The organism is Xylanibacter rodentium (assembly GCF_013166575.1).
GTDB classification, from domain to species: Bacteria; Bacteroidota; Bacteroidia; order Bacteroidales; family Bacteroidaceae; genus Prevotella; species Prevotella rodentium.
The window spans coordinates 228,469-253,660 of record NZ_JABKKE010000002.1; the positions used below are offsets into that span (position 1 = coordinate 228,469).

Below are 25,192 nucleotides of genomic sequence, written 5' to 3' on the forward strand. Positions count from 1 at the left end.
TGCGTGATTGACACATGTTTTTGAACCGTTTTACCTGCCGTAACGGCCTCCCGACACTCCCGCAACAGCCGTTTCATAGTGCAATAAGGCCTGTTTCGCAATGCGACAACGGCCTTATTGCAATGCGAAACCGCCCTATCTGCTTTCTTGACAAAACTTTGTTACCATAACATATTGACTGTCAGCGCTTCCCGTTTGAAGCAAAAATCGCGATTTCCGGAGCCCTCGTCCGGAAATCGCGATTCATATACTGTTTAACATATATTAAAGTAAAGATATTTATGAATATACGGTTCTGCATGGACAATCTTTGCTTACATCGAAATGTGCCACAGACAAATCGTTCAGGCTGAGTCCGATTCATTATGGTCTTCTTTCTTTATTTACATCTTGGTTGTCTGCATTATACAGCAGGAGAATGTGCTGTGAATTATTCCAAATCAACAACCGTGATGCCCGCACCGCCAAACTGAACGTGTTCGTCACGGTAGTGTGTGACGTTGGGAATAGTACCGAGATATTGACGTATGAGTTGCCGCAGAATGCCTGTTCCCGTACCGTGTAGTATACGTACCCGGGCCATGCCGACAAGGATAGCGTCGTCGATGAAGTAGGTGACGGCATTCACAGCTTCATCACCACGCATGCCACGTACGTCGAGATCTTGCTTGAAATTGAGCTTTCGGTTGTCTATAGCCTCTCGGGTCTGGCGTCCTACGGAGGTATATGTCTTGGGCTCTTCGCGTCTTGGATTGTCGGCACGCTCAAGTCGGTCGGCACGCATCTTCGTCCGCATGTCTCCAAAGATTACTGTAGCCATTTTGCCGTCAACGGATTCTATTTGTCCTACGGAAGTGAGACCTTTTATACGAACAGTGTCGCCTGCGGTGAATTTTATCGACTGTTGTTTTCCATTTTCAGTCTGTTGGCTGATTGTAGCCGGCTGTGTGCCTACTGCCGGATTTCCTTTCTTTTCCTGTTTTTCTTTCTTCCTCTTTTCTTTTCTTTCCTTCCGTTCCTGTATCTGCCGCATTTTGCGCTCGATCATCTCGTCGTTGGCCTTGGTGTCAATCTCACTCACCTCGGCCTTGAAGGCGTTCAGTTCCTCGCGTATACGTTTGGTCTCCTCGCGTTCGGCCTGACTCTCACGTATCTCGCGTATGGTGTTTTCTATACGGCGGTTGCTTTCACGAAGCAGTTCCTCAGCCTGTTCCTTTGCCCGTCTCATTATGTCCTTGCGGCTCTGTTCCAGTTCGCGTATGTCGTTTTCGTATTTCGAGATGCGTTGTTCAAGGGTTTTCTCGTGCTGGTGTATTGTCTGACGCTTGTTTTCCCAATAGCGTTTGTCGCGCACAATGTCCTGCAAATATTTATCGCTTTGTATATATTCGGAACCTACAATCTCCGACGCGTCTCGTATCACCTCTTCCGGGATTCCTGTCTTCCTGGCGATTTCAATGGCAAACGACGAGCCGGGCTGACCTATGGCGAGCTGGAACAGGGCCTGCATGTTGTGGCGGTCGTAAAGCATTGCGCCGTTTACTACATTGTCGTGGCTGTCGGCAAAGTGCTTCAGATTCTGATAGTGTGTTGTAATAACTCCGAATACTTTTCTTTGGCAGAACTGCTTCAGCACGGCTTCGGCTATGGCCCCGCCAATCTGTGGCTCGGTTCCACCGCCAAACTCGTCTATCAACAGCAGCGTTCTCTCATTGCTGTTGCGCATCATCTGCTTCATGTTTGTCAGATGGCTTGAGTATGTGCTAAGGTCGTTTTCGATGCTTTGCTCGTCACCGATGTCTATCATTATGCTTTCAAATATGCCAACCCGTGAACGGTCGCCCAAGGGTACCGGTAGTCCGCACTGTATCATGTATTGCAGCAGACCGACGGTTTTCAGGCAGACCGACTTGCCACCGGCGTTCGGACCGGATATTATCAGGATGAATCGCTCGCGTGTCAGCATTATGTCAAGCGGCACTACCTGTTTGCCCTGTTTGTCAAGAGACAGGCGTAGCAATGGATGTATGGCATGTATCCAGTCTATGTGCGGAAAAGTCTCGACATGGGGTTCGACGGCTTTGGTTCTGTCGGCAAGTTCGGCTTTGGCGTGTATGAGGTCTATCTGGGCAAGAAAGTGGTAGGAATTGAGAATGTCGTGTACGTGCGGACGAACCTGCTTGGCAAACTCTTTCAGTATCCGTATCACTTCACGGCGTTCCTCAGCTTCGAGTTCTCTTATTCGGTTGTTGGCCTCCACGACCTCAGCCGGTTCGATGAATATGGTTTTCCCAGTGGCAGACTCATCATGTACGATACCGCGTATTTTCCGTTTCAGTGCCGGTGCCACGGGTATCACGAGACGTCCGTCGCGAAATGCCGGTGTAACGTCTTTCTCAACAAGGCCTTCGCTCTGTGCCGATCGTAATATACTATACAATGTACGCGAAATGCTTCCCTCTGTACGTGATAGTTCACGGCGTGTTTCTGCCAATGCTGGCGAGGCATCATCTCTCATGTGACCGAATCTGTCGAGTATACGGTCTATATGTCGTATAAGTTCAGGAAAAGTGACTACATTTTCTGTCAGTCTGTTGAGGGCAGGGTATTTAAAGGCTGAATCTTCGCTTTCTGACAATATTCTCACTATACTGCATATCGTCTCCATAGAGCGACGCAGATCGAAGAGCTCGCTTTCCTCCATGTGGGTCCCTTCAAGCCGTAGCCGGGTTACCGATTCGCGTACATCAAAGAAATATTGCATAGGAAAAGAGTCTGTATCTTCCTGCATACGGCGAAATTCTTTCACCTGAAGCAACCATTCGTTAACCGTTTCGGCATTGTCCGAAAACGATATCTCGTCTACCATTTCCTTACCGAGTGTACTCAAACATTGCTTTTTCAGCAATGCTCTTATCTCGTCGAAACCAATCTTTTGTTCAAAGTTATTAGGATAAATCATGTTGCAAAGTTACTATTTTGCTTTATTTATAGCAAAAAAACTCTCAAATATTTGCATATATCGAAAAAAAACAATACCTTTGCACTCGCTTTTAAGATAACGCGACAACGTTATTCCCCTTATTAAGGAGAGATGGTAGAGTGGTCGATTACAGTAGTCTTGAAAACTACCGTACCGAGAGGTACCGGGGGTTCGAATCCCTCTCTCTCCGCCAAGACAAGAATTAACCCGCTGAATTACAGCGGGTTTTCTCATTTTAGGAAACAGGTATTCCAAAGTGATCCCATTTCAAATAATGATTTATCGTGTGAGCCACCTTTATCAATTAACATCTTGAAAAAACAAAAAGGGAGGCATAAACCTCCCTTTTGGGGTGAGCCTCTTGTCGGATTCGAACCAACGACCCCGAGATTACAAATCACGTGCTCTGGCCAACTGAGCTAAAGAGGCGGGGTGGGCAAGCTACTTACATCGCGCCGCTACAACCAACTACCTTTGCTACGTTCCCGTCCTGGAGGATTCGAAGGGAGCTGGCCGTGCAAGACTTGCCCGTCTTTCTTTTAAGCGGATGCAAAGGTAGGGAAATAAATTCATAAAACAATCTACTATCCAAACAAACGCATCTTTTTTAACTTATTTTTTCACATGACGGCATATCCTGACAATACATAATTCCGAATATCAACCATAAACCACAAACGAGCCATATTCAAATCAATAATATCACATTGTATAACGCTATTCTGAATTTTATTTTGTACTTTTGCATGCAAATAGAATGTTTTGTACACAAACATAAGTATATACCAAATAGAAATCAAAACATACAAAGACTTAGATGACAGCTGAAGAATACATACAACTGAAAGCTTTCGCCCGCATTGACGGAGCATTGCTGTCCGTGATGTGGATAGCCAGTTTTGCGCTCTATGTAATAGGAATGACAAAACCGATGATGATGATTGGTGGCATAATAATAGCCGTCAGTTCTCCTGTTTTTACAGCATCACGTGTCCGTAAATTCCGTGGCATCGCACGATACGGCATCATATCATTCGGCAGAGCCTACATCTATTCAATCCTCACGTTTTTCTATGCATCGTTGCTTTTCGCCATTGCCCAATTTGTCTACTTCCAGTTCATCGATGGCGGATACATCATCAGCCAAATAACAGAAATGATGTCACAGGAGCCGAACAGACAAGTCATACAAGCATATGGAATGACAGATACCATCAACGAGAGTCTGAGTATAATGACCAAGACCCGTCCGATAGACTATGCCGTCAATTATCTCACGCTGAACATCATGCTCGGAATGGTACTTGGCCTGCCGATAGCTGCGCTGACAAAAAAGGACGAGAAGCGATGACCTTTAGAATTTTGCAGAAGCAGAACCATAAATATGATTCACTTCACAAACCATCTTTAAAACCATCAATTCATAATTAAATTAAGAATTACATACTATGGATATATCAATTATAGTCCCTCTGTATAACGAAGAGGAATCACTGCCGGAACTTTACGATTGGATAGAACGGGTAATGAAGGCCCATGGCTTCACCTATGAAGTGATTTTCGTGAATGACGGTTCTACAGACCGCTCATGGGAAGTAATAACAGAATTGAGCCGCAAATCCGACAGCGTACGAGGAATAAAATTCCGCCGTAATTACGGAAAGAGTCCTGCACTATACTGCGGATTCGAACAAGCCGAAGGTGATGTGGTCATAACGATGGATGCCGACCTTCAAGACTCCCCCGACGAGATTCCCGAACTGTACCGGATGATAAAGAAAGACGGATACGACCTTGTGTCCGGTTACAAACAGAAACGTTATGATCCGCTGTCAAAGACCATTCCAACCAAGCTGTTCAATGCCACTGCACGCAAAATAAGCGGCATAAAGAATCTGCACGACTTCAACTGCGGACTGAAAGCATACCGCAAAACCGTTGTAAAGAACATCGAGGTATACGGTGAAATGCACCGGTATATACCCTATTTGGCAAAAAATGCCGGTTTCTGCAAAATAGGCGAAAAAGTTGTGCAACATCAGGCACGTAAGTACGGAACATCGAAGTTTGGACTAAATCGCTTCATAAACGGATATCTCGACCTTATCACTTTGTGGTTTCTCGGTGGTTTCGGTCGCAAGCCCATGCACATGTTCGGATTCATGGGTTCGATCATGTTCATGATAGGTTTCATTGCCGCCTGCGTTATCGGTGCCGACAAGCTATATGCTCTTGCCAACAACATACCGCAACGGCTCATCACAAGTTCACCTTATTTCTACATATCGCTCACGATGATGATTATCGGAACCCAGCTCTTCCTTGCCGGATTCCTCGGAGATCTCATAAGCCGCTCATCGTCGGGACGCAACGACTATCAGATAGAAGAAAGAGTATGAGCGGAAATTAATGACAGAAGACCGCCTGCAAATCTCATACACCAAACCACTTTTTATTATAATGAGAATCAAATCTGCATACGACAAGTCCGAACGGCAACAGACAGGAATACATATCCGACAATATTTTATCTGCCTGTTTCCGTTTTTACTTGTGGCCATCATTACAGGATGCTCTTCGATAGACTGTCCGGTACAGAACACAGTGTATACCGTATACAGACTGTATGACAGCGACGGCATCGAAACGACTTTGGGCGACACCCTCACCATATACACCACACGTCGCAACGGTACCGACAGCATATTGCTCAACCGCAGCCTCAACACCAAAGAGTTCAATCTGCCCATAAGCTATAACGACAATGAGGACACGCTGTTCTTCGAGGTTAAAAATAAAATTGAGACACTCACAGACACTGTATACATCAATAAGGATAACTATCCGCACTTCGAGTCAGTGGACTGCAACGCATCGTTCTTTCACGACATCAACAGTGTGAAATGGACCCGTCATGCCATTGACTCCATAGCCATAAACAAGAAATCTGTTAATTATGACTCGGCAACAGAACATTTCCACATATATTTCAAGAACCGCAATTAGCCTGATTCTCCTTGCAACGACACTCTTACCCGCCGGTGCACAAAACAAGACGTTCACCATACAGAACGATTCCGTACCGCTGTTCAACGGTTTTGCCGTGTCGTTCGACCTCGTCGGACCAGCCATGCAGGCACTTGGCGACTATGGCGAATTTGAGGCTGCACTGCGCATCAACCTTCACGATCAGTATTTCCCCATCTTCGAAATGGGCTACGGATGCGCCGAGCACGACGACGAAGTGACAGGCATATACTACAAGACTGCTGCCCCCTACTTCAAATTGGGCTGCGATCTCAATCTGCTCCGCAACAAACACGCTCCCAACCGCCTCTACGGAGGCTTACGATACGCATTCACAGCATACAACGTTGACATTTCGCGCGACGACATAACCGATCCTGTGTGGGGAACCACCACAAACTTTGCCGTCAACGGCGACAAATGCAACCAGCATTGGGCCGAAATTGTCTTCGGACTCGATGCAAAAATATTTGGACCACTACATATGGGATGGATGTTCCGCTACAAGCGCCGCCTGTTTCACAAAGATCCGAGTGTCGGGAACGCATGGTATGTGCCAGGCTACGGCATATACGGTGACACCCGTCTTGGTGCCAACTTCAACATAATCATAGACATATAAATACCCGAGTGTTACATGAACAACGAACTGCGAAACAAACGTAAAAAACTAATATGGCAACTGCCGTTTCTCGCCTTTCTCATCATTGGCACAATACTCATCATCAGCCGTCAGCGCTCAACGCCATATCAACATGACAATGGATTCGTATTCGGTACGGTATACTCAATCACATACCAAAGTGAAAACAATCTGAAAAAAGAAATTGAAGCCGAATTGAAGAAAGTAGACAAATCCCTGTCCACTTTCAATCCAAAGTCCACCATATCAAGAATAAACAGTGGAAAAAGTACCGCTACAGACAGCATGTTCATCGAAGTCTTCCGTATTGCCCAACGCATATCCGATGAAACTGATGGCGCATTCGATATCACCGTAGCCCCACTTGTCAATGCCTGGGGATTCGGATTTAAGAATAATAACACTCCCACCCCACAGACCATAGACAGCCTGCAACATTTTGTAAGCTACAGAAAAGTAAAAGAAATAGCCGGACCTGACGGCAGACCAACCATCAAAAAAACAGACAGCCGGCTGATGCTCGACTGCGGAGCAATTGCCAAAGGCTACGGTAGTGATGTGGTGGCCGGACTGTTGCGCAACCATGGCATAACAAATTTCATGATAGAAATCGGCGGTGAAATAGTAACGAGCGGCATCAACGAAAAACGCGTGGCATGGAAGATTGGTGTCACCAAGCCTACAGAGGACTCGCTGAACACAACAAACGAAATACAGACCATACTCAACGTCACCGACAAGGCTATGGCCACGAGCGGAAACTATCGAAACTTCTATTATAAAAACGGTAAGCGCTTTGCCCACACCATCGACCCACGCACAGGCTATCCTGTCCAACACAACATATTATCGGCCACAGTACTCGCTGACAGTTGCACTATTGCAGACGCCTATGCCACATCGTTCATGGTGATGGGACTGGAAAAATCACAGAAGATTTTAGCACGCCATCCTGAACTTATGGCCTATCTGATATATTCTGACGAACATGGCAGCAACGCTGTATGGTTCTCGCCGTCACTGAAAGACAAGATTAACAAATAGACGAAGGTACGTCAATAATATGCCAAAACTGCAACTATACGACAAACTGCTGCAATTCCCGATGTTTCAAGGAATGAGTCGTGCCGATCTTTTACAGATGGTAACACACACAAGACTTGATTTCGTGAAGTTTCCGGAGGGCAAACGGATATTAAAAACTGGAGAACGTTGCGACCGGTTCTACTTTTTGATAAACGGAGCACTAAAGATAGAGACTGCATCTGAAGACCATGGCTATACCGTCAGCGAAGAGATAACTGCTCCATATATAATACAGCCAGAATGTATATTTGGATTATCTTTGCGCTTCCGTAGTACCGTACAGACGCTTACAGACACCAATCTTATCACCATCGACAAAAAAGAAATTGTCAACCTTACGGAAAATTTCATCGTTTTCCGCCTAAATATGCTCAACATGTTTGCCATGAATATTCAAAAACAGATACTCACACAATGGCAATCCCCTCCGAAAAGCCTGGAAGAACGAATTGTACGGTTTTTCAGTGTCCACTGCCAGCAACCCACAGGCAAAAAAACAGTATCTATATATATGGAACGGCTGGCAGCCGAAGTCAACGACAGCCGGCTCGATATATCGCGCGCATTAAATAAAATGCAAAACGAAGGACTGCTTCAACTGAGCCGCGGACGAATCACCATTCCGGCACTCGAAAAACTTATATCCGGAATCTGATTAACCGGAACCATGGAATGCTTTTGAACATAAAGGTATAAATGACCTCTCGTCTGCTTACATATCTCTATTCCCGAATATGTTTTTATGTCTAAAAATCATTTATACCCCAAATATCTATATCATAAAATATCTTTATGCCGGTATTTACAATTCATCGTAACTCACGTTATTTAAATTTAATTTTTTACTATATATTAATGTATAAATGATATTTTTATTAACTTTGCAATAATTTAAAATGCGAAATATATCAATTCATTATGAGCGAGAATATAGTTGGAAACAAAGAACACAAGAATCCTTTTTTTGAACCATACAACACACCGCATGATACGGTACCATTCGACCGCATACGCCTTGAAGATTTTGAAGAGGCATTCATCGAAGGCATACGGCGTGACAACGAACAAATAGAAAAGACTATAAACAATCCTGAAAAACCAACATTCGACAACACCATAATAAACAAGGATGAAAAAGATACGCGCGAAGGCTACTACGACCTTCTCTCACGTGTATCGACAGTGTTCTTCAACATGCTGAGCGCCGAGACCAACGACGCTCTTGACGCATTAGCACAGAAAATACAGCCAATACTAACCCAACATGCCAATGACGTGAGACTGAATCGACAGCTGTTTGAAAGAATACAAACCGTACACAGGCATCACCTCAGGCTGACACCTGAGGAAAAGCGGCTGCTCGACGACTGCTACGACGGATTTGTGCGCAGTGGTGCCTTATTGAACGACGAAGGCAAGGAACGTTTACGTCAGCTTACAGAAGAGGCCAGCATGCTGTCGCTTCAATTCTCACAGAATCTACTGAAAGAAAACAAGGCTTTCACACTACACATAACCGAAGAGACCGACCTTGACGGACTGCCGGAAACGGCACGCGAGGCAGCTGCACGCGAGGCACGCGAGCAAGAAAAGGCAGGATGGCTCTTTACACTCGACCATCCAAGTTTCGGACCATTCATGACATATTCTACACACCGAGAGTTGCGCCGCAAGATGTACATGGCCAAAAACACCGAATGTACACACGACAACAGTGAAAACAACATCGAGATTTGCAAACGCATTGTCAATCTGCGCCGTGAGATAGCCCAACTTCTTGGATACAAAACCTACGCTGACTATGTGCTGAAACGCCGCATGGCCACAAACAAGCGCAACGTCTACCGGTTGCTTGACCAGTTGATAGACGCCTATCGCCCCACGGCACTGAAAGAAGTGGCCGATATAGAAAAAATGGCTCGCAAAACCGAAGGCCAATCGTTCGTGATGCAACCATGGGATTTCAGCTACTACTCTCACAAACTACAACTCAAGCGCTTCAATCTTGACTCAGAAATGTTGCGCCCGTATTTCGAACTGTCACGGGTAATCGACGGGGTTTTCGGATTGGCCAACCGCCTATACGGCATCACATTCAAGGAAAACACGGACATTCCAGTATACCATCCCGATGTAAAGGCATACGAAGTCTTCGACGAGGACGGTTCGTATCTGGCAGTGTTCTATGCCGACTTCCACCCGCGCAAGGGGAAACAGGGCGGAGCATGGATGACAGAGTATCAGGGACAGTGGATTGACCGTAAGGGAGTGAACGTGCGTCCACACGTGAGCGTGGTGATGAATCTGACAAAACCGACCGATGAAAAACCGGCCCTGCTCACATTGGGCGAGGTCGAGACGTTCCTACACGAATTCGGGCACTCTCTGCACGGCATTTTTGCCAACACGCGCTTCGAAAGTCTCAGCGGAACAAACGTTTGGTGGGACTTCGTGGAATTGCCATCACAGTTCATGGAAAACTATTCCGTAGAAAAAGACTTTCTACGTACATTCGCAGTACACTACAAGACTGGCGAGCCGCTACCGGACGAACTTATAGAACGCATCGTGAAGAGCCGCAATTTCATGGCGGCCTACGGATGTCTGAGGCAGGTCAGTTTCGGACTGCTTGATATGGCATACTACACACGCAAAGAACCATTTGACGAAGACATCGTCGCATTTGAGAAGAAAGCTTGGGAGAAGGCCATAGTTCTGCCGCAATTGCCCGACACATGCATGACAGTGCAGTTCGGACACATAATGTCAGGTGGCTATGCTGCAGGATATTACAGCTACAAATGGGCCGAGGTGCTTGACGCCGATGCTTTCAGCGTATTCAAGAAAAACGGAATCTTCGACCGAGCCACGGCACGCCGCTTCCGCGATTGCATCCTATCAAAGGGCGGAACAGAACATCCCATGGAACTTTACAAGAAATTCCGTGGCAGCGAACCGACCATAGATGCACTTCTGAAGAGAAACGGTATCAGAAAATCATGAATTATTATTTATGGGTCTTGACACAACGCAATAACAAAAGCAAAAAAAACAAAAGATGACCAAAGAGGAGGAAAAACAGCAATTGCTCGACCTGCGCTATCTGCGCATGGCACGCATCTGGGCAGAGAACAGCTACTGCCAGAGACGTAAGGTAGGGGCATTGGTCGTAAAGAACAAAATGATAATAAGCGACGGATACAATGGCACACCAAGCGGTTTTGACAACGTGTGCGAGGACTCCGCCAACATAACACTTCCCTACGTACTACACGCCGAGGCCAACGCCATTACCAAACTTGCCCGAAGTTCGAACAACAGCGAGGGAGCAACACTATATGTAACGGCATCGCCATGTATAGAATGCTCAAAGCTCATAATACAGGCCGGTATAAAGCGTGTAGTATACGGCGAACACTACAGACTGGAAGACGGCATAAAACTCTTGGAACGGGCCAACATAGAAGTGAAATATCTCAACCCGGACGACATCGACGGTATGTGAAAACATGGATGCGCACTACAACACACCTGAATCCAAACAAAAAAAACGACATGAGCAAGAATAAATCCAACCGCATGATGCCACTTATTATGGCATTATGCGTAATTGCAGGAATACTAATAGGAACATTCTACGCAAACCACTTTTCAGGCAATAGGCTGAGTATAATCAACTCAAGCAGTAACAAACTGAACAATCTGCTACACATCGTTGACGATCAATATGTGGACACCGTCAACGTGAATCAGCTTGTAGAGGGCGCCATGCCGCAGATTCTCTCAGAGCTCGACCCTCACTCGGTGTATATCAGTGCCAAGGACGTGCAGATAGTGAACGACGACCTGAAAGGTTCGTTCTCTGGAGTCGGGATAGAGTTTACCATACGCAAAGATACAATACGCGTGCAGAATGTCGTCAACAACGGACCGGCAGAGCGCGCCGGAGTAATCGCCGGTGACAAGATTGTAAGCGTGGACGACACTGTTTTCGTAGGCAAAAAAGTGACCAACGAAGAGGCCATGCACAAACTGAAAGGTCCAAAGGACACGAAAGTAAAACTGGGCATATTGCGCTACGGTGAAAACAAGGTGAGACAGATAACCGTAACACGAGGTGACATCCCGCAACATAGCATCAGTGCCACATATATGCTCGACGAGACGACCGGATATATAAAGATAAAGAATTTCGGAGAGAACACCTATCCGGATATGCTTATATCACTGGCACAATTGTCTCAGGAGAATTTTCGCAACCTGGTTATTGATCTTCGCGGAAACACCGGCGGTTATCTTGCATCAGCAGTGCAGATAGCAAATGAATTTCTGCCCAAAGGCCGATTGATAGTTTACACCCAGGGCCGCAAATCTCCACGGCAGGAATATCGCAGTGACGGACGTGGCAGTTATCAGCAGATACCGTTAGTGGTGCTTATAGACGAGGGATCTGCATCGGCATCAGAGATTCTTGCAGGAGCAATCCAGGACAATGACCGTGGAACAATCATAGGCCGCCGTTCATTCGGCAAAGGTCTTGTGCAGCAGCCGATTGCTTTCAACGACGGGTCGATGATACGTCTCACGATAGCACGCTACTATACTCCGGCTGGTCGATGCATACAGAAGCCATACACTTCAGGGGCAGACAAAAGCTACGAGGAGGACCTCGTCAGCCGCTATCAGCACGGCGAGTTCTTCACTCAGGACAGCATCAAGCACACCGGACCCGAATATCACACGCATATAGGCCGCACGGTATATGGCGGTGGCGGCATCACACCTGACATATTTGTACCCGAGGACACCATCGGCATTACATCCTATTATAAGGAAGCAAGCATGTCGGGACTCATCATGCAGTTTGCCTACTCATATACTGACGACAACCGTACCACATTGGGCAAGTTCAATGACATGAAAGAGATATCCGAATATCTAAACAAGCAGAACATTGTGGAGAAATTTGCCGTATATGCCAACAAGAACGGACTGCGCCGCCGCAATCTGATGATAAACAAATCGCACAAACTGCTTGAGCGTTTCATCAATAGCAGGATAATATACAATATCCTCAATGAGCAGGAATGGATAGACTACCTCAACCATGATGATCCGACCATACTGAAGGCTCTGGATGTATTCAAGAAGAATGAGGCTTTTCCGAAAAAGCCGGAGAATAAATCAGGTAGCAAGAAACAAACAGCCATGGTCTCACCGTCATACGACTATCACAGTACTCACGTACGCGGAACAGTGATGGCCAATGTATGAAAAGACAGTGACAGAATTATCTTGTTTTTCAGCTAACCGCAATGAATATGCTTAAGAGTGAACTGAGAAAAGCAATAAGAGAAAGAAAGCGCCGTTTCGCCCAAGAAGAATTGGACGAAATGGCATTTTACATAACTGAAAAACTGAAACGGCACCCGCGTTTTGCCGCAGCACACACAATAATGCTATATCACTCTATGCCCGACGAGGTAAATACACACCGGCTAATATCCGAAACCAAGGACAAAACCATACTGCTGCCACGCGTCACGGGAAGTCACGAAATGAAACTTTGCGTATATAACGGACCTGACGATCTGCGCCCTGGAGCATATGGAATAATGGAACCATGCGGCAGCGTTTTCACCCGATACAAGGACGTCGAACTGGCCATTGTTCCCGGAATGGCTTTCGATATTAACGGTAACAGACTTGGACGTGGCAAAGGATATTACGACAGATTTCTGCCTTTGACAGTCAACGCTTATAAAATCGGTATATGCTTCGGATTCCAGATTGTAGACAAAATACCTACGGAGGAGACGGACATTGCTATGGACGACATCGTTTTCTGACATAAAGACTGTATATTTGACATAAAGACAGGTGTTTCTTTTGCATAAAGACATAAAAGAAGCACCTGTCTTTATGTCTATCAGCAGAATCTTATATCGGTTATCACCTGACTTCCTACTCTTCCATTAAGCAGCATTATATATTCCTGCCGCCTCATACTCATATCAGCGCGCAAGGCCGGATTAGAGAGTCGCACCCAAAGCGTCTGATTGCGTATCACGACATCCAGAGTATAACGTGCGACGACCGGCCCCGCCACCTGCGGCCACGCATCCACAAGACGCTTCTGGAGCAACGGAGTCTCCAATCCCTGAACACGCAAATTGCGCATTATCAGATCTTTTATCGACTGTACATCTCTTTTAAACATCGTTCTATTCTATTTCTACATCAACAGGAAGAAAAAGTCTTTAGCTAACCGCAAAACAATCTATATGCTATCCGAACATGAAATGATTTCCCCGTTGTCCACATGAAACAGTTTATAATCGTGAGAACTGTTGTGCAATTTCCCCGTTGTCCACATGAAACAGTTTATAATCGTGAGAACTGTTGTGCAATATCTGCTCAAGATGGTCACGGTTGGTATCGGTGATGAATATCTGTCCGAAACCGTCACCCGACACTATATCGACAATCTTCTCCACACGCTCGGCATCGAGCTTGTCAAAAATATCGTCAAGCAGCAGTAGTGGTGTGGTCATAGAACTGGTACGCTTCAAGAAATCAAACTGCGACAGCTTCAAAGCTATCACGAATGTCTTGTTCTGTCCCTGACTGCCTTCACGCTTTATTGGATGTCCGGAGAGAGAGAATTCCAAATCGTCACGGTGCACGCCATGCAGTGAATATCCCACGGCACGGTCTTTGAAACGGTCGCGGCGTATAACATCAAGCAACGGCCCGCGCTGACAATGCGAAACATAAGTCAATCCCACTGTCTCGCGGCCGGACGAGATATCCCGATAATATCTTTGGAATACGGGCATAAGCTCGCGCACGAAAGAATCGCGGGCGGCATATATAGTTTCGCCGGCGGCAGCCATCTGCTCCTCCCATATATCCATAATCTCCGAATCCGGCTCTGTCTCCATCTTCAACAGGGTGTTACGCTGCTGAAGAGCCTTGTTATAACGGCTGAGAGCGTCAATATAACTGCGGTCATACTGAGATATTACCATGTCCATCAGCCGGCGCCGCTCCTCGCTTCCGCCATCAATGAGCAACGTGTCGGCCGGTGTCACCACCACAACCGGTATCAGCCCGATATGGTCCGACAAACGATTATACTCTTTCCTGTTGCGCTTGAAATGCTTCTTTGTTCCTCTTTTCATGCCACAATACACTGTTTCAGGCTCACCATCGTCGGTAAGATAAGTGCCTTCAAGCACAAAAAAGTCACAATCATGACAAATCACCTGCGAATCGACAGGATTCTGCGCGCTTCTGCAAAACGACATATAATACACCGCATCCAGGACATTGGTCTTTCCCATACCGTTGTGCCCTATCAGACAGTTCATTTTAGGAGACAATTCAAGGGTTGCCTCACGAATATTCCGATAATTTATTATGGATAGCTTTTGCAGAATCATCTATCATCTGAATTGATTATTTAATGCAAAGTTACGGGTTTTATCAGTCAAAAACGAAAAAAGTCAATGATAAATTTCACTATGTGCAATAAATTCAGTAATTTTGTCGCGCAATTTTAAAACTGAATTTATTTAATAATAATGGCAAATACTAAAAACCCAGAGAGCACTCCCATCGTAGAGGAGTCCACCAACAGTCCTGAAGCGTTGTTCGTCAAGAACAAGAACGCCATCATCGGAGCAGTAATAGCAATCATTGTAATCATCGGCGGATACTTCGCATATCAAGAGCTATATCAGGGTCCCCGTGAAGAAAAAGCCGCCACTACCATAGCAAAAGGTCAGGACTACTTCAACGAAGGACAGTTTGACAAGGCTCTGAACGGCGACGGCACCGGCTATCAGGGTTTCAAAAGCATTGCAAGCGAATATAGCGGAACTCCTGCCGGCAACCTTGCCAACAACTATGCCGGGCTCTGCTGCGCACAGCTTGAGAAATGGAATGAGGCAGTAGAGTATCTTGAGAAGTTCGACACAAAGGACGACAATACCATCAGTCCGGCCGCTGTAGGAGCTTTGGGTAACGCCTACGCACATACCAACCAGCTTGACAAGGCCGTAGATTGCCTCAAGAAAGCAGCCAAAATGGCCGACAGCAACAGTCTCTCCCCCATCTGGCTCATCCAGGCAGGTGAGATATTGGAGAGCCAAGGCAAGAAAGACGAGGCTTTGAAACTGTATAAGGAAGTCAAGCAGAAATACTTCAACTCGATGCAGTATCAGTCAATTGACAAATATATCGAACGCGCAACAATAAAATAACAATGGCAACAGCACTCCACAATCTTTCGGACTACGACTTCAAAAGCATTCCCGATGCCAGCAACATGTGCTTCGGCATAGTTGTGGCAGAATGGAATCCGGAGATTACTGGCGCACTGCTCAACGGAGCCGTGAGCACCCTTGAAAGACACGGAGCACTGCCTGAGAACATACATGTGAAGACGGTACCGGGAAGTTTCGAACTTATATACGGTGCGCATCAGATGACACTCAACGGCAGTTTCGACGCCATCATCGTATTGGGCAGCGTAATCAAGGGCGAAACACCCCACTTCGACTACATCTGCCAAGGCGTGACAGCAGGAATAGCACGACTGAACACCACCAGTGAGATACCCATCATATATGGTCTGCTCACCACAAACGACCTTCAACAGGCCAAAGACCGCAGTGGCGGACGTTTGGGAAACAAAGGTGACGAGTGTGCTATCGACGCTATAAAAATGGCTAAGTTCTAATAACTTCAGGATTGATAACGTGAAGGGCGGGCTTTTCTTTCAAGAAGCCCGCCCTTATTCTATCCATCAGATACGGTTCGAAACAACCGGCCTGCACAACATACAACACTGTACAGATTCGGTAGCAACAAGCATTATCGGGAATTGAAACCGCTGAATATGATTACTCCTGCCAGTGATATTCATAGTATGCAATCCATACTTGAACACACTGAATCAAGCAAATCACAATCCTCCGGTTTTTTAATACCGAATTATACTTACTGCTGATTTGCCACAGGCACCAACTTATTCTTTATCCAAAGCATCTGTCCATACTCTGTAGCATCAGAAGTCCAATGCTCATTAACCGGTGTTACAAGACTTTCCTTGGGACATGTCAGCGTATTCCACACAGCATAACTTGTGGTCGGCGGACATGTGTTGTCATTGTATCCCCACGTCATATATACCGGTGACTTCACATAACGTGCAAAATTCACCACGTCATAATAAGCCAACGTCCGGGCCGTGTGCTCGTTGAGCAGTCCTGCCGTGCGGCAGAAGTGCGGATAACCGCCCGTACGTCCATGTTCAAGATATGCCGCCATGTCGCTTAATGCCGGATGGTTGACTACACACTGAGTGACGCGCTCGTCAAGTCCGGCCGCAACCAAGGCAAGCGCACCGCCCTGGCTGCCACCCTGTACGGCAACGTTACATCCGTCCCACTCAGGCAGCGACGTGAGCAAGTCGATGCAACGCACCAAGCCGGTATATACATGGCGCATATAATAACGCTCACGGCTGTCAATACCATCTGCCAGATATCCGCCATTACGACCGTTGAAAGCACGGCTTATCTCATCGAAAGCAGTCTGCGGCAGACGCGGATCTATCCCGTGAATCTCTATTTCAAGACGCACGAATCCGTTTTCCGCATAGTATTTGTGACGCAGCGGCTCCTTTATCGTCTTGATGCCTGCACCCGGAGGACATAGCACCACAGGACACGAACCAGGTTTTGCCCCTTTCGGAACAAACAGATAGCCATACATCGCATGCCCATCGCTGTCGGTATGGATTTTCAGCAACCGGCAGTCAACCTTGTCCGTACAGTATTCAGGTGCCGGTTCTGTATCATACTTCAGAGGAGTCTTTCGCATACGCTTGATGTTGTCGCGCCAGAAATCGGTGAAATCTTTCGGCTCGGCAGTATAAGGCCGTATCTTTTCTGGCGAGAATCCAACTTTCACATGATGTCTGTATGTCTTCCCATCCACGGTCGCCGACAGTTGCACGTCACGGAAACCGGGAGAGCGCCGCGTACCAACGTCTATACGTGCCCGCCCGGATTTCATCTTGACGCTGCCGTGTGCATCAGGCGCGAGCATGTCGTCGGCCAGCCTATATTCCACAACTGCATCTATGGGCATGCCGTATTTATACAGTTCAACGTCTATCACCGCTTTTTCGCCAACAGCATACAGCCAGTCGGAATGGTCCGGGCGCGTCACCCACAGATAGTCCGAACGGTAAGGATAATTCTCGGCCCGCACCGCCATTGCGATGCTAAGAGCACATATTAGTGCGACAATTGTTTTTCTCATGTCAATAAATTGTTTCCATATAGTTTGACAACAACATATACTTTGCAAACCGAATGCAGTCAAGCTCGCTTGAATTGCTGAGGTGCAGCCTATATTATGCAAAGATACCCAATATTTCCCGGATATGGAAATATTTCCGGCCAAGTTTAAATCACGCCTCTATCACCATTCTAAAAATTCATCTGAGCAAAATGCCCGACACGCTTTTTCACTATAAAAAGAGATTAATGTCGGAATAATGTTGTATTTTTGCAAATCATCAAAGTCCTCCGACGCATGACTGCACCATCGACAGATGCTGCTATTGGCGGTAACAATGTATATTGTCTCGCAAAAAACAGATAAAAAACATCACAAAGAAAAAAAACTGATACACATTATGAAACTGATTTCATGGAATGTCAACGGCCTCAGAGCCTGCGAAAGCAAGGGATTCAGCGAAACTTTCGCACGACTCGATGCCGATTTCTTCTGCCTTCAGGAGACCAAGATGCAAGCCGGCCAACTCGATCTTGAGTTCGACGGATACCGCTCTTACTGGAACTATGCCGAGAAAAAAGGATACTCCGGCACAGCTATATTCACCCGCCACGAGCCGCTCGCTGTGACATACGGCATCGGCATCGACGAGCACGACCGCGAGGGACGGGTGATAACACTGGAGATGGCCGGCTTCTATCTTGTCACCGTATATACACCCAATGCGCAGGACGGATTGCGCCGGCTCGACTACCGCATGCAATGGGAGAATGCCTTCAGAGCTTATCTGATTGGGCTCGACGCACACAAACCCGTCATCGTATGCGGTGACCTAAACGTGGCTCATGAGGAAATAGACCTGAAAAATCCCAAGGCCAACCGCCGCAATGCCGGATTCAGCGATGAGGAACGCTCCAAATTCACCGAACTGCTCGGCTGCGGATTCACCGACACATTCCGCTGGAAACATCCCGACGAAGTGACATATTCATGGTGGTCGTACCGATTCCGCGCACGCGAGAAGAACGCAGGCTGGCGCATCGACTATTTCATCACGTCAGACCGTCTGCGCGACAACATTGCCGAGGCACGCATACACACCGATATAATGGGCAGCGACCACTGTCCGGTAGAGCTGGAACTGACTTTTTAACACTCCGGCCGGCCTTTTAACCATCTCTTACCAAAGGTATATGTACGAAAAATAAGGTAGGTTAAAAACATGTCAAGGATGTCTCTCGTTACAAACGAAAGCTATATCTTTGCACTGAGAGAATACAACAGGACAACATGTTTAATTAAAAAACTTACTTATTATGACAAAACTATTTATCATCGCAGCCGCAGTCATCGGAATAGGACTCGTGGCATGCACCAAAGCAAGAAATGCAAAGAAAGAGAAAAGTGAGACAACCGAGGTAAAAGAAAAAGTGGAAGACGCTGCAAAAGCTGTCGGCAACCTGATAGAAACCAAGACCGAGAATGCAGTAGACAGTATGAAGGAAAAGGCAAAAGACGCCAAAGACGCTGTCAAAGAAAAGGCACAACAGGCAGGTGAAGCCATCAAGGACAAGGCCGAGAACGTAAAGGAAAAGACAGAGAACGCTGCCGAAAAAGCCCGCGAGGAGATGAACCTGCAAAAGAAAAAGGCTGGAGAAGCCATCGAAAAGACAGGCAAATCGATAGAACGATCAGCCGACAAGGCAGCCGACAGGTTGGAACGCTAAGAACAGAATGTCAAGAAAGATATTTACTTTAACGTATGTTAAAGAGCTATAGAGCCGCCATTTTCGCACTTAGAGCCGAAAATGGCGGCTTTTTTGCATCAAGCAGAAAACATTGATTATCAACATGTTACACGATACAAAACTTTACGACATAGTCTGAGATATAATTTCAGTCTACCAAAAGGGCCTTATCACACCGCAAAACGGCCTTTATTGCATCACGATATGGCCTATATTGCAATGCGATATGGCCTATATTGCAATGCGAAACGGCCCAAACGGGAATGCAAAACGGCCAATATTGCAAGATTTCTCCGCAAAAACATGCTTTAAGAAGCGCGTGAATACCCGACGGCAATTCTATTTCAAGAAAGACGGAATACGTTTTTTTCAGAATAAAACATACAAATTCCTCTTCCCGGACAATCTCTATGGGAATGCGACGGAGATTATCATCTTTCACACACAGGCACTTCAAGAATCCCAAACAGAAAGATAACAGAAGACCATCCGCCAAGCCCTCAAAACCAATTTATTACGAAACAAACCGACATCTCCGGCACATTTCACGTTATTTAAGCCACTCACGGCCAAATAGAATCGCACATTGCACGATATTTGGCATTTATTTAGTACTTTTGCAGCATAATTATCATCATTGCAATGAAGAAACTTTTTTTATCCGTTTTTATTTTAGTTCTGTCCATAGCTGCCAATGCGCAGATGGTGGACCCTGTACACTTCACCTCACAGCTCAACATGCTCAGCGGTGACGAAGCCGAGATTGTATTCTCGGCAAAGATAGACAAAGGTTGGCATCTTTATTCGACAGACCTCGGCAACGACGGGCCTATATCGGCCACATTCAACATCAACAGGATGGACGGTGCCAAAACAGTTGGCAAACTGACCCCAAAAGGCAAGGAAATATCCCAATTCGACAAGATGTTCGGGATGAAACTGAGATTCTTCGAGGGCAACGCCAAATTCGTGCAGAGAATAAAGTTCACAAAAGATACGTACGACATCGACTGCTATCTGGAGTACGGAGCATGCAACGACGAGATGTGCATGCCGCCGTCGCAAGTATCACTGATAAAGAAAGGCAAGACACCGGCAGTGCAGCCCGCAGCAAAAGAGGCCGGCAGAGCCGGTGAAATGACCGAAACGGCTAAAGATGACAAGATAGCAAAGGATGAAGCCGTGATTGGCGATGCCGACGGAGAGACACAGATTGTCGTGGCTCAAACGGACTCGGCTGCGGCAAAGACCGATACCATCAAAACGGCCGGTAACGGCAGCAGCGAGGGCAGCTCACTGTGGGAACCTGTCATTACAGAACTGAAGGCATACGACGACAACGCAATGGACAATTCACTGTTCTACATATTCCTGGCCGGACTGGCCGGAGGATTCCTCGCCCTGCTGACACCTTGCGTATGGCCCATTATCCCGATGACAGTGAGCTTCTTCCTCAAGCGCAACAAAGAACGCTCGAAAGCCGTACGTGAGGCTGTCACCTACGGTGTATCAATCGTGGTGATATATGTTTTGCTCGGACTTGTTGTGACAATACTCTTCGGAGCAAGTGCTCTGAACGCCTTGTCGACCAATGCTGTGTTCAACATTTTCTTCTGTTTGCTGCTGCTGGTGTTCGCAGCATCGTTCTTCGGAGCATTTGAGATAACACTGCCATCGTCGTGGAGCAACAAGATTGACCAGAAGTCGGAGAACACGAGCGGCATGCTCAGCATATTCCTCATGGCCTTTACGTTGACGCTGGTATCATTCTCATGCACCGGTCCTATCATCGGATTCCTGCTCGTTGCCGTATCCACGCAGAACAGTTATATCGCACCGGCAGTGGGCATGCTCGGTTTTGCCATTGCCCTGGCCATACCTTTCACACTGTTTGCCATGTTCCCGAGCCTGCTGAAGTCGGCTCCCAAATCGGGCGGATGGATGAACGTAGTCAAGGTGGTATTGGGATTCGTTGAGATTGCCTTTGCCTTGAAATTCCTGTCAGTGGCCGACCTGGCCTACGGATGGCACATTCTCGACCGCGAGGTGTTCATCTCGCTGTGGATTGTCATATTCGGACTAATGGGCGTATATCTTCTCGGATGGCTGAAATTTCCACACGATGACGAAGGCAACCGCACCAATGTGCCGCAGTTCTTCCTTGCCTTGATTTCACTGGCTTTCGCCATCTACATGGTGCCTGGACTTTGGGGCGCACCGCTCAAGGCTATCAGCGCCTTTGCTCCGCCGATGAACACTCAGGACTTCAATCTTCAGAAATCGGCTGTGGAAGCTGAATATACTGACTATGACGAAGGAATGGCCGCCGCGGCACGAATGGGAAAACCCGTAATGGTTGACTTTACCGGATTCGGCTGTGTGAATTGCCGCAAGATGGAAGCTGCCGTATGGACCGATCCACAGGTGGCCGACATGCTCAACAAGGACTATGTGCTGATTTCACTATACGTTGACGACAAGACACCGCTGAAAGAACCTGTCACCGTCATCGAAAACGGACAGCAGCGCACACTAAAGACCGTAGGCGACAAATGGAGCTATCTGGAACGCACTAAAGTTGGTGCCAATACGCAACCGGTATATGTGTTGCTGGATAACGACGGAAAACCGCTTAACGGACTGCGTTCGTACGATGAGGACATCGCTGAGTATGTTGACTTCCTTAGGAAGGGATTGGAGAATTACAGGAAATAAGATGGCTGACAAGACTACAAGAGAGCGAATTATCGCACTTATAAACAAGGAAGTGGTGCCGGCCATAGGTTGCACCGAACCAATGGCCGTGGCCCTATGCACAGCCAAAGCCACGGAGACACTCGGACGCAGACCGGAGAAAATAACGGCTCTGCTTAGTGCCAATATCCTGAAAAACGCAATGGGAGTGGGTATCCCTGGCACGGGAATGATTGGTCTGCCGATAGCAATATCTCTTGGAGCACTGACCGGAAAGTCAGAATACGGACTGGAAGTGCTCAAGGATCTTACACCGGAAGGTCTGGACAGAGGCAAGGCGTACATGGCAGAGAAGAGCATAGACATAAAGCTGAAAGACAATATCAACGAGAAACTGTATATAGAGGTAATATGCGAGGCGGGCAACAGCCGGGCCACGGCTGTGATATCGGGCAGTCACACTAACTTCATATACATCGAAAGAGACGGTAAAGTTGTGTTCGATTCCGGATGCCGCGACAAAGAGGAAGATACTGAAGAGGACATCAGGCTGGACATGAAGATGGTATACGACTTTGCCACGACTGCACCTATAGACGAAATACGGTTCATCCTAAAAACGAAGGACTATAATATGAAGGCTGCCTACGAAGCCATAAAAGGCAACTATGGGCACAACCTCGGCAAGACCATCGACCGGCCGCTTAGTCAAGGCATACTGGGCCACAGCATCTTCTCACACATCATTGCCCGCACGGCATCAGCTTGTGATGCACGTATGGGCGGTGCCATGATTCCGGTGATGAGCAACTCGGGCAGTGGCAATCAGGGGATTTGTGCCACAAATCCAGTGGCTGTTTACGCACAGGAAAACGAAAACACCGAAGAAGAACTTATCAGAGCACTCACACTGAGCCATCTCACGGCCATATACATCAAGCAAAGTCTCGGCAAACTGTCGGCCCTGTGCGGATGTGTAGTGGCTTCTATAGGTAGCAGCTGCGGCATTACTTATCTTATGGGCGGTGACTATATGCACATCTGCCGTACGGTAAAGAACATGATAGCCAATCTTACGGGCATGATTTGCGACGGGGCAAAGCCAAGCTGCTCACTGAAAATTTCATCTGGCGTGAGCACTGCTATTCTCTCCGCACTGCTCGCAATGGAGGGAAAGTGTGTGTCGAGCGCAGAGGGAATTATCGACGACGACGTGGACCGCAGCATACACAACCTTACATCCATCGGGGCTGATGCGATGCGCGCTACCGATGATATGGTACTCAACATTATGACGCACAAAGGATGCTGAGGGCAATAGTTCTCAGCATACTTTGTGCACAAGAAATGTTGAGGGGAAACAGCACCCTGCAATGTGTGGAACGCATAATAATTTTGCAGGAAACCGAGCCGAAGCTATATATCTAATGAAACACATATGTAAACCCACATTAACAAGACTCTTAAACATAAAGTTACAATTTTATAAAAACCAACAAAGAATTATCATTATGAAAAAATTGATTACAGCCTTACTGGGCTTTGTCATGGCACTGCCGGCATCGGCACAATATGATGATTACGGACGAAGGAACCAATTTTCCGACGAACACAATATATATTACGGCCTGCGCCTTGGAGTGGGGATAGCCACTGTTAACTCCGACCAAAAGGAATTGGACGGAGGCGGAGCCAAGGCCGGTCTGAATCTCGGTGCACTGATTGGGTTCCAATTGGCTCCTTCTGCCCCGGTATATTTAGAGACAGGGCTATTCTACACGGAAAAAGGCGGAAAAGGATACGTCGACGGGGCCAAACACACCTATGGATTAAACTACTTTGAAGTCCCTATCATCGCGAAATATAAATATAGCATTGACGAGAACTTCTCCATACAGCCGTTTGTCGGAGGATACTTTGCCTACGGAATAAGCGGTAAAGTAAAGAATTACAGGGACAGAGAAACATATTCATCATTCTCTGACACAAGATTCAAACGCTTTGACGGTGGCCTAAAGTTCGGATGCGGAACTGAATATCAAATGATATATGCTGAAATTGGCTACGATCTCGGCATAGCCAATATATGCCACAATGATTTCGACAGCTCGCACAACGGCTGCTTCTACATAAACTGCGGCGTAAACTTTTGATAGAATCAGGCTATAACTCGGGGTAAAAGAAAATAAAAACAAATCGCACTATTGGCATTTTATCATACCAATAAGTGCGATTAATTTTAATACCATATATAAAAAATAAGTACCCCTGATAATTATGATTTGTACTATTTAACCGTACACAGTCACGGAATCATAGATTAAAATTCCTATAATGCAAATATAAACAACTTTGGACAAAGGTTAACAAATGCCTCTATAACCCATTCAACGTCCAAATAAAGACCTTCAGAACACAATCTCATAGCGTGGGAGAAATATTGTTCTCCATATTCTGCCAATAGCTACACTTTAATTCTTGATGTTCTGTATGCCAACCGGAAAAATCCTCCGAACCATCCCCCATTCCAATTCCACGGCCCCGGCAGGGTCCCCCCATACCATACATCCACACAAACACACAAACACACAAAAAAATCTCCCCCGTCCGTTTCACCGGACAGGGGAGACATAAAGAAAAGAAGGCGGCCTCCTACTCTCCCGCATTGCATTGCAGTACCATCGGCGCAGGCGGGCT

General features: G+C 46.7%; 21 protein-coding genes, 2 tRNA genes and 1 other RNA gene. 18 read left to right on the forward strand and 6 right to left on the reverse strand.

Features of this window, described 5'->3' with window-relative positions; genetic code table 11:
• Window positions 1–430: 430 nt before the first annotated feature.
• Window positions 431–2,962, reverse strand: coding sequence for an endonuclease MutS2 (locus HPS55_RS02510; protein WP_172176868.1), 2,532 nt, complete (start codon window positions 2,960–2,962; stop codon window positions 431–433).
• A gap of 126 nt (window positions 2,963–3,088) precedes the next feature.
• Between HPS55_RS02510 and HPS55_RS02515 the strand changes: the two genes are divergently transcribed.
• Window positions 3,089–3,176 (forward strand) — tRNA-Ser (locus tag HPS55_RS02515).
• A gap of 162 nt (window positions 3,177–3,338) precedes the next feature.
• Here HPS55_RS02515 and HPS55_RS02520 read toward each other — a convergent pair.
• Both HPS55_RS02520 and ffs read right to left on the reverse strand, forming a co-directional pair.
• Window positions 3,339–3,412, reverse strand: a tRNA-Thr gene (locus HPS55_RS02520).
• A gap of 2 nt (window positions 3,413–3,414) precedes the next feature.
• Window positions 3,415–3,513, reverse strand: an RNA gene (gene ffs, locus HPS55_RS02525) — signal recognition particle sRNA small type.
• Between the two features lie 287 nt (window positions 3,514–3,800).
• Here ffs and HPS55_RS02530 point away from each other — a divergent pair.
• The 10 genes from HPS55_RS02530 (at window position 3,801) to HPS55_RS02575 (ending at window position 13,588) form a co-directional block, all read left to right on the forward strand.
• Window positions 3,801–4,334, forward strand: coding sequence for a DUF4199 domain-containing protein (locus HPS55_RS02530; RefSeq protein WP_172176870.1), 534 nt, complete (start codon window positions 3,801–3,803; stop codon window positions 4,332–4,334).
• Between the two features lie 97 nt (window positions 4,335–4,431).
• Window positions 4,432–5,382, forward strand: coding sequence for a glycosyltransferase family 2 protein (locus HPS55_RS02535; RefSeq protein WP_172176872.1), 951 nt, complete (start codon window positions 4,432–4,434; stop codon window positions 5,380–5,382).
• A gap of 61 nt (window positions 5,383–5,443) precedes the next feature.
• Window positions 5,444–5,989: a DUF6452 family protein gene (locus tag HPS55_RS02540; RefSeq protein ID WP_253945836.1), complete on the forward strand. Its 546-nt coding sequence runs from the start codon at window positions 5,444–5,446 to the stop codon at window positions 5,987–5,989.
• Window positions 5,940–6,632, forward strand: a complete 693-nt coding sequence (locus tag HPS55_RS02545) for a DUF6048 family protein (protein WP_172176874.1) — start codon at window positions 5,940–5,942, stop codon at window positions 6,630–6,632. Before HPS55_RS02540 ends, HPS55_RS02545 begins: the two co-directional genes overlap by 50 nt.
• Before the next feature lie 15 nt (window positions 6,633–6,647).
• Window positions 6,648–7,697 (forward strand): FAD:protein FMN transferase, encoded by a 1,050-nt coding sequence (locus HPS55_RS02550; protein ID WP_172176875.1) that lies wholly within the window; start codon window positions 6,648–6,650, stop codon window positions 7,695–7,697.
• 19 nt (window positions 7,698–7,716) lie between these two features.
• Window positions 7,717–8,394, forward strand: a complete 678-nt coding sequence (locus tag HPS55_RS02555) for a Crp/Fnr family transcriptional regulator (protein ID WP_172176877.1) — start codon at window positions 7,717–7,719, stop codon at window positions 8,392–8,394.
• 263 nt (window positions 8,395–8,657) lie between these two features.
• Window positions 8,658–10,742 (forward strand): M3 family metallopeptidase, encoded by a 2,085-nt coding sequence (locus HPS55_RS02560; protein ID WP_172176879.1) that lies wholly within the window; start codon window positions 8,658–8,660, stop codon window positions 10,740–10,742.
• A gap of 55 nt (window positions 10,743–10,797) precedes the next feature.
• Complete coding sequence (locus tag HPS55_RS02565) at window positions 10,798–11,244, forward strand: dCMP deaminase family protein (protein ID WP_172176881.1); 447 nt, start codon at window positions 10,798–10,800, stop codon at window positions 11,242–11,244.
• A 50-nt stretch (window positions 11,245–11,294) separates the two neighbouring features.
• Complete coding sequence (locus HPS55_RS02570) at window positions 11,295–13,013, forward strand: S41 family peptidase (protein WP_172176883.1); 1,719 nt, start codon at window positions 11,295–11,297, stop codon at window positions 13,011–13,013.
• Between the two features lie 47 nt (window positions 13,014–13,060).
• Entirely contained in the window at window positions 13,061–13,588 is a 528-nt protein-coding gene (locus HPS55_RS02575) for a 5-formyltetrahydrofolate cyclo-ligase (RefSeq protein WP_172176913.1), read from the forward strand.
• Between the two features lie 80 nt (window positions 13,589–13,668).
• On the opposite strand, the gene HPS55_RS02580 is transcribed toward HPS55_RS02575, so the two are convergent.
• Window positions 13,669–13,959: a DUF721 domain-containing protein gene (locus tag HPS55_RS02580; RefSeq protein ID WP_172176885.1), complete on the reverse strand. Its 291-nt coding sequence runs from the start codon at window positions 13,957–13,959 to the stop codon at window positions 13,669–13,671.
• A gap of 112 nt (window positions 13,960–14,071) precedes the next feature.
• On the reverse strand, window positions 14,072–15,184 hold the full coding sequence (gene recF, locus HPS55_RS02585; RefSeq protein ID WP_172176887.1) for a DNA replication/repair protein RecF: 1,113 nt from the start codon (window positions 15,182–15,184) through the stop codon (window positions 14,072–14,074).
• Between the two features lie 141 nt (window positions 15,185–15,325).
• Between recF and HPS55_RS02590 the strand changes: the two genes are divergently transcribed.
• Window positions 15,326–16,006 (forward strand): tetratricopeptide repeat protein, encoded by a 681-nt coding sequence (locus HPS55_RS02590; protein ID WP_172176889.1) that lies wholly within the window; start codon window positions 15,326–15,328, stop codon window positions 16,004–16,006.
• 2 nt (window positions 16,007–16,008) lie between these two features.
• Window positions 16,009–16,485, forward strand: coding sequence for a 6,7-dimethyl-8-ribityllumazine synthase (gene ribH, locus HPS55_RS02595; RefSeq protein WP_172176891.1), 477 nt, complete (start codon window positions 16,009–16,011; stop codon window positions 16,483–16,485).
• A gap of 260 nt (window positions 16,486–16,745) precedes the next feature.
• Here the strand turns inward: ribH and HPS55_RS02600 are convergent, their stop codons facing one another.
• Entirely contained in the window at window positions 16,746–18,074 is a 1,329-nt protein-coding gene (locus HPS55_RS02600) for an acetylxylan esterase (protein ID WP_172176892.1), read from the reverse strand.
• Window positions 18,075–18,453: 379 nt separating this feature from the next.
• On the opposite strand from HPS55_RS02600, the gene HPS55_RS02605 reads away from it, so the two are divergent.
• From HPS55_RS02605 to HPS55_RS02625, 5 genes are all read left to right on the forward strand, one after another.
• Window positions 18,454–19,206, forward strand: coding sequence for an exodeoxyribonuclease III (locus tag HPS55_RS02605; protein ID WP_172176894.1), 753 nt, complete (start codon window positions 18,454–18,456; stop codon window positions 19,204–19,206).
• 163 nt (window positions 19,207–19,369) lie between these two features.
• Window positions 19,370–19,780, forward strand: a complete 411-nt coding sequence (locus HPS55_RS02610; RefSeq protein WP_172176895.1) for a hypothetical protein — start codon at window positions 19,370–19,372, stop codon at window positions 19,778–19,780.
• A 663-nt stretch (window positions 19,781–20,443) separates the two neighbouring features.
• A complete protein-coding gene (locus HPS55_RS02615) occupies window positions 20,444–22,516 on the forward strand; it encodes a protein-disulfide reductase DsbD family protein (RefSeq protein WP_172176897.1) in 2,073 nt (690 codons plus the stop codon).
• Between the two features lies 1 nt (window position 22,517).
• Entirely contained in the window at window positions 22,518–23,807 is a 1,290-nt protein-coding gene (locus tag HPS55_RS02620) for an L-cysteine desulfidase family protein (RefSeq protein ID WP_172176899.1), read from the forward strand.
• A 199-nt stretch (window positions 23,808–24,006) separates the two neighbouring features.
• Complete coding sequence (locus HPS55_RS02625) at window positions 24,007–24,648, forward strand: porin family protein (RefSeq protein ID WP_172176901.1); 642 nt, start codon at window positions 24,007–24,009, stop codon at window positions 24,646–24,648.
• Window positions 24,649–25,192 lie beyond the last annotated feature (544 nt).

What these genes read in the sequence shown, in the direction of transcription:
- HPS55_RS02605 (WP_172176894.1), top strand. Translation starts at nt 18,454, where the DNA reads ATGAAACTGATTTCATGGAATGTCAACGGCCTCAGAGCCTGCGAAAGC.
- HPS55_RS02535 (WP_172176872.1), top strand. Translation starts at nt 4,432, where the DNA reads ATGGATATATCAATTATAGTCCCTCTGTATAACGAAGAGGAATCACTG.
- HPS55_RS02570 (WP_172176883.1), top strand. Translation starts at nt 11,295, where the DNA reads ATGAGCAAGAATAAATCCAACCGCATGATGCCACTTATTATGGCATTA.
- HPS55_RS02600 (WP_172176892.1), bottom strand. Translation starts at nt 18,074, where the DNA reads ATGAGAAAAACAATTGTCGCACTAATATGTGCTCTTAGCATCGCAATG.
- HPS55_RS02610 (WP_172176895.1), top strand. Translation starts at nt 19,370, where the DNA reads ATGACAAAACTATTTATCATCGCAGCCGCAGTCATCGGAATAGGACTC.
- HPS55_RS02555 (WP_172176877.1), top strand. Translation starts at nt 7,717, where the DNA reads ATGCCAAAACTGCAACTATACGACAAACTGCTGCAATTCCCGATGTTT.
- HPS55_RS02575 (WP_172176913.1), top strand. Translation starts at nt 13,061, where the DNA reads ATGCTTAAGAGTGAACTGAGAAAAGCAATAAGAGAAAGAAAGCGCCGT.
- HPS55_RS02560 (WP_172176879.1), top strand. Translation starts at nt 8,658, where the DNA reads ATGAGCGAGAATATAGTTGGAAACAAAGAACACAAGAATCCTTTTTTT.
- HPS55_RS02590 (WP_172176889.1), top strand. Translation starts at nt 15,326, where the DNA reads ATGGCAAATACTAAAAACCCAGAGAGCACTCCCATCGTAGAGGAGTCC.
- HPS55_RS02615 (WP_172176897.1), top strand. Translation starts at nt 20,444, where the DNA reads ATGAAGAAACTTTTTTTATCCGTTTTTATTTTAGTTCTGTCCATAGCT.
- HPS55_RS02510 (WP_172176868.1), bottom strand. Translation starts at nt 2,962, where the DNA reads ATGATTTATCCTAATAACTTTGAACAAAAGATTGGTTTCGACGAGATA.
- HPS55_RS02550 (WP_172176875.1), top strand. Translation starts at nt 6,648, where the DNA reads ATGAACAACGAACTGCGAAACAAACGTAAAAAACTAATATGGCAACTG.
- HPS55_RS02620 (WP_172176899.1), top strand. Translation starts at nt 22,518, where the DNA reads ATGGCTGACAAGACTACAAGAGAGCGAATTATCGCACTTATAAACAAG.
- HPS55_RS02565 (WP_172176881.1), top strand. Translation starts at nt 10,798, where the DNA reads ATGACCAAAGAGGAGGAAAAACAGCAATTGCTCGACCTGCGCTATCTG.
- HPS55_RS02625 (WP_172176901.1), top strand. Translation starts at nt 24,007, where the DNA reads ATGAAAAAATTGATTACAGCCTTACTGGGCTTTGTCATGGCACTGCCG.
- HPS55_RS02580 (WP_172176885.1), bottom strand. Translation starts at nt 13,959, where the DNA reads ATGTTTAAAAGAGATGTACAGTCGATAAAAGATCTGATAATGCGCAAT.
- ribH (WP_172176891.1), top strand. Translation starts at nt 16,009, where the DNA reads ATGGCAACAGCACTCCACAATCTTTCGGACTACGACTTCAAAAGCATT.
- HPS55_RS02530 (WP_172176870.1), top strand. Translation starts at nt 3,801, where the DNA reads ATGACAGCTGAAGAATACATACAACTGAAAGCTTTCGCCCGCATTGAC.
- HPS55_RS02540 (WP_253945836.1), top strand. Translation starts at nt 5,444, where the DNA reads ATGAGAATCAAATCTGCATACGACAAGTCCGAACGGCAACAGACAGGA.
- HPS55_RS02545 (WP_172176874.1), top strand. Translation starts at nt 5,940, where the DNA reads ATGACTCGGCAACAGAACATTTCCACATATATTTCAAGAACCGCAATT.
- recF (WP_172176887.1), bottom strand. Translation starts at nt 15,184, where the DNA reads ATGATTCTGCAAAAGCTATCCATAATAAATTATCGGAATATTCGTGAG.